The 4,245-nt window shown below is 71.5% G+C and carries 2 protein-coding genes and 1 pseudogene; 2 read left to right on the top strand and 1 reads right to left on the bottom strand.

The annotated features are described in order from the left end of the window. On the bottom strand, positions 1-1,414 hold a 1,414-nt coding region (locus JNW89_RS29375), incomplete at its 3' end, for an NAD-dependent malic enzyme (protein ID WP_238451565.1). 177 nt (positions 1,415-1,591) lie between these two features. Between JNW89_RS29375 and hflX the strand changes: the two genes are divergently transcribed. Together hflX and JNW89_RS29365 are read left to right on the top strand one after the other, a co-directional pair. Beyond that, the gene (gene hflX / locus JNW89_RS29370) at positions 1,592-3,037 is read left to right on the top strand and encodes a GTPase HflX (protein WP_238451564.1); all 1,446 of its coding nucleotides are present in this window, start codon (positions 1,592-1,594) and stop codon (positions 3,035-3,037) included. A 50-nt stretch (positions 3,038-3,087) separates the two neighbouring features. Continuing rightward, positions 3,088-4,245 (top strand): annotated as a pseudogene (locus JNW89_RS29365) (hypothetical protein); the annotation flags it as partial.

Raw genomic sequence — 4,245 nt, 5'->3', positions numbered from 1 at the left:
CGGCCGGGCGCGGCGCGGTGGCCGGGTTCTGGGCGGCGGCGCGGACGGCGGCGGCGACCGCCGGGGCGACGCGGGAGTCGAAGACGCTCGGCACGATCACCGTCGGGTTGATCTTCTCCTCGCCGACCACGTCCGCGATGGCCCGGGCCGCGGCGATCGCCATCTCCTCGGTGAACTCCTCGGCGTGCGCGTCGAGCATGCCGCGGAAGACGCCCGGGAAGGCGAGCACGTTGTTGATCTGGTTCGGCTGGTCCGAGCGGCCGGTGGCGACGACCGCGGCGTGCTTGCGCGCCTCCCGCGGGTCGACCTCCGGGTCCGGGTTGGCCAGCGCGAAGACGATCGCGTCCTTCGCCATGGTGGCGATGTCGTCGCCGGTGAGCAGGTTCGGCGCGCTCACCCCGATGAAGACGTCCGCACCGCGGACCGCCCCGGGCAGGTCGCCGGCGTAGTTGTCCCGGTTGGTGTTCTCCGCCAGCCACTGCCAGGCCGGGTTGAGCCCGGTCAGGCCGCGGTGCAGGGCGCCCTGCCGGTCGTACGCGATGATGTCGCCCACGCCCTGGCGCAGCAGCAGCTTCATGATCGCGGTGCCGGCCGCGCCGGCTCCGGAGACGACCACCCGGACGTCCGCGAGCTGCTTGCCCACGACGCGCAGCGCGTTGGTCAGCGCGGCCAGCACGCAGATCGCGGTGCCGTGCTGATCGTCGTGGAAGACCGGGATGTCCAGCGCCTCGCGCAGCCGGGCCTCGATCTCGAAGCAGCGCGGCGCGGCGATGTCCTCCAGGTTGATTCCGCCGTACGCGGGGGCGATCGCCTTGACGATCTGCACGATCTCGTCGGTGTCCTGGGTGTCCAGCACCACCGGCCAGGCGTCCACCCCGCCGAAGCGCTTGAACAGCGCCGCCTTGCCCTCCATCACCGGCAGCGAGGCGGCCGGCCCGAGGTTGCCCAGGCCGAGCACGGCCGAGCCGTCGCTGACCACCGCGACGGTGTTGCGCTTGATGGTCAGCCGGCGGGCGTCCGCCGGGTTCTCGGCGATCGCCATGCAGACCCGGGCCACCCCCGGGGTGTACGCGCGGGACAACTCGTCGCGGGTGCGCAGCGCCACCTTCGGGCTGACCTCGATCTTGCCGCCGAGGTGCAGCAGGAACGTCCGGTCGGAGACCTTGCGCACGTCCACGCCGTCCAGCGCGGTCAGCGCGTCGACCACCTGGTCGGCGTGGCTGGCGTCGGCGGTGTCGCAGGTGAGGTCGACGATGACGCTGGTCGGGTCGGAGTCGACCACGTCGAGGGCGGTGACGATCGCGCCGGCCTCACCGACCGCGGTGGTCAGCCGACCGATCGACGAGGCGTCCGCGGGCACCGCGATCCGGATCGTGATCGAGAATCCGGCACTCGGTAGTCGGGTGATTGCCACGGGGTCCCTCCGTCGACGCTGAGCGGCTCGCCAGGCATTTCTACCCGCCTGCCGAGGTCGCCCGGCATCCGCCCCCGACTTTTGCCACCTCCGGGGCGGGCATATAGCAGGTGCGTCCGGCGTTGCCACATGTCAGGATTACTTTCCTTAGCGGCAAAAAACGGACAGGAGACCGGTTTGCGGAACCAGGAGAGCTTCGTGCCCTTCGAGGACGAGGAGCTCGATGTCACCACCGGCGAGATGGAACTGTCGGAGCGTCAGTCGCTGCGGCGCGTCCCCGGCCTCAGCACCGAACTCACCGACATCACCGAGGTCGAGTACCGGCAGCTGCGCCTGGAGCGGGTGGTCCTGGTGGGCGTCTGGACCGAGGGCACGCAGAACGACGCCGAGAACTCGCTGACCGAGCTGGCGGCGCTGGCCGAGACGGCCGGCTCGCAGGTGCTCGAAGGGCTGATCCAGCGGCGCAACCGCCCGGACCCGGCGACGTACATCGGCCGGGGCAAGGTCGACGACCTGGGCGCGGTGGTCCTCTCCACCGGCGCCGACACCGTCATCTGTGACGGTGAGCTGTCGCCGTCCCAGCTGCGCAACCTGGAGCAGCGCACCAAGGTCAAGGTCGTTGACCGGACCGCGCTGATCCTCGACATCTTCGCCCAGCACGCCAAGAGCAAGGAGGGCAAGGCGCAGGTCGAGCTGGCTCAGCTCGAATACCTGCTGCCGCGCCTGCGCGGTTGGGGTGAGACGCTGTCCCGGCAGACCGGTGGTTCCGGTCGCGGCGGCGGCGCCGGCGGCGGCGTGGGTCTGCGTGGTCCCGGTGAGACCAAGCTGGAGACCGACCGGCGCCGGATCCGCACCCGCATCTCCCGGCTGCGCCGCGAGATCAAGGGCATGAAGACGGTACGCCAGACCAAGCGCGCCCGGCGCTCCCGTAACGCCGTGCCCGCGGTCGCCATCGCCGGCTACACCAACGCCGGCAAGTCGAGCCTGCTCAACCGGCTGACCGGCGCGGGTGTGCTGGTCGAGAACGCGCTCTTCGCCACCCTCGACCCGACCACCCGTAAGGCCACCACCTCCGACGGCCGGCTCTACACCCTCTCCGACACGGTCGGCTTCGTCCGGCACCTGCCGCACCAGATCGTCGAGGCGTTCCGCTCGACCCTCGAGGAGGTCGCCGAGGCGGACCTGGTGGTGCACGTCGTCGACGGCGCCCACCCGGACCCGGAGGAGCAGGTCCGCGCGGTCCGCGAGGTGCTCTCCGAGGTCGGCGCCGACCGGCTGCCCGAGCTGCTCGTGGTCAACAAGACCGACGCGGCCGACGAGGACACCCTGCTGCGGCTCAAGCGGCTCTGGCCGGACGCGATCTTCGTCTCCGCGCACAGCGGGCGCGGCATCGACGGGCTGCGACAGGCCGTCGAGGAGAAGCTGCCCCGCCCGGCGGTGGAGATCCGCGCGGTGCTCCCGTACGACCGGGGTGACCTGGTGGCCCGGGTGCACCGGCAGGGCGAGGTGCTGAGCACCTCCCACCTGCCCGAGGGCACCCTGCTGCACGTGCGCGTCGGTACGGCGCTCGCCGCCGAGCTGGCGCCGTACGCCGCGGTGGAGGCGGTCGCCGGGGCGCGGTAGCCGCTCCCGGCGTGACACGCCCGTTCACCGCGGCATGCGACACTGGCGCAATGCGCCGCGCTGTTTCCTCGGTCACGGTTGCCCTCGGTCTGCTGGGGGCCACCGTGGCGTCCACCGGTGTCGCCCTGGCGGCACCGGTGACCTCCGCTCCCGCCCCGAAGAAGCGCTGTACCGTCACCGACCCGCGGCTGGACGAGCTCTCCGGGCTGGTGACCACGAAGACCGGCTACATCACGGTCAACGACAGCGCGCAGCAGGACAACCGCAAGCGGGTCTTCTACCTGGACACGAAGTGCCGGGTCACCAAGGAGGTCCGCTACTCCGGGGCGGGCCCCTTCGACACCGAGGACCTGGCGGTCTCGCCGGACCGGAAGACGCTCTGGATCGCCGACATCGGCGACAACCCGGGCAAGGACCGGCGCTCCCGGATCGCGGTGTGGAGCATGCCGATCGGCGGCGGCAAGGAGCCGGTGCTGCACCGGATGTCGTACCCGGAGCAGAAGCCGCACGACGCGGAGGCGCTGCTCATCGGCGCCGACGGCCTGCCGTTGGTGATCACCAAGGTGCCCAGCGGCAAGGCGGAGATCTACACCCCGACGGGGAAGCTGCGCACCGGTGACACCGACCCGGTGCCGATGAAGAAGGTCGGGGAGATCAGCCTCCCGGAGACGACGACTGACAACCCGATGAACATCTTCGGTCGGGTGGCGATCACCGGGGCGGCCCGCTCGCCCGACGGCTCCAAGGTGGTGCTGCGCACCTACGCGGACGCCTTCGAGTACACCGTGACCGGCGACGACATCGTGGCGGCGCTCACCACCGGCAAGCCACTGGTCACCCCGCTGGCCGACCCGTTCGGCGAGGCGATCTCCTACACCCCGGACGGGAAGACCTTCCTGACCGTCTCCGACGGCGGCACCCTCAACGACGACGACCCGATCGACATCCTCGCGTACACCCCGTCGACGACCGGGGCCGAGGCGCTCCCCGGAGCCGACGGCGCCAAGAAGCCGGTGGCCGAGAAGTCCTGGTACGACTCGCTCAGCCTGGACCAGATCACGTACCTGATCGGCGCGATCGGCGTGCTCGGCGCGCTGCTGGTCGGCGCGGGCATCGTCGGCATCCTGCGGTCCCGGCGCCGGCCCGCGCCGTCGACGACAGCCGGGACGGCGACGATCCGTTCTCCTCCGGAGCGATCGACCGGGGCC

This window comes from Micromonospora sp. 4G55 (assembly GCF_016803375.1).
Note: the sequence above shows the minus strand (reverse complement) of the source record. Positions and strands in the feature narration are given on the sequence as shown.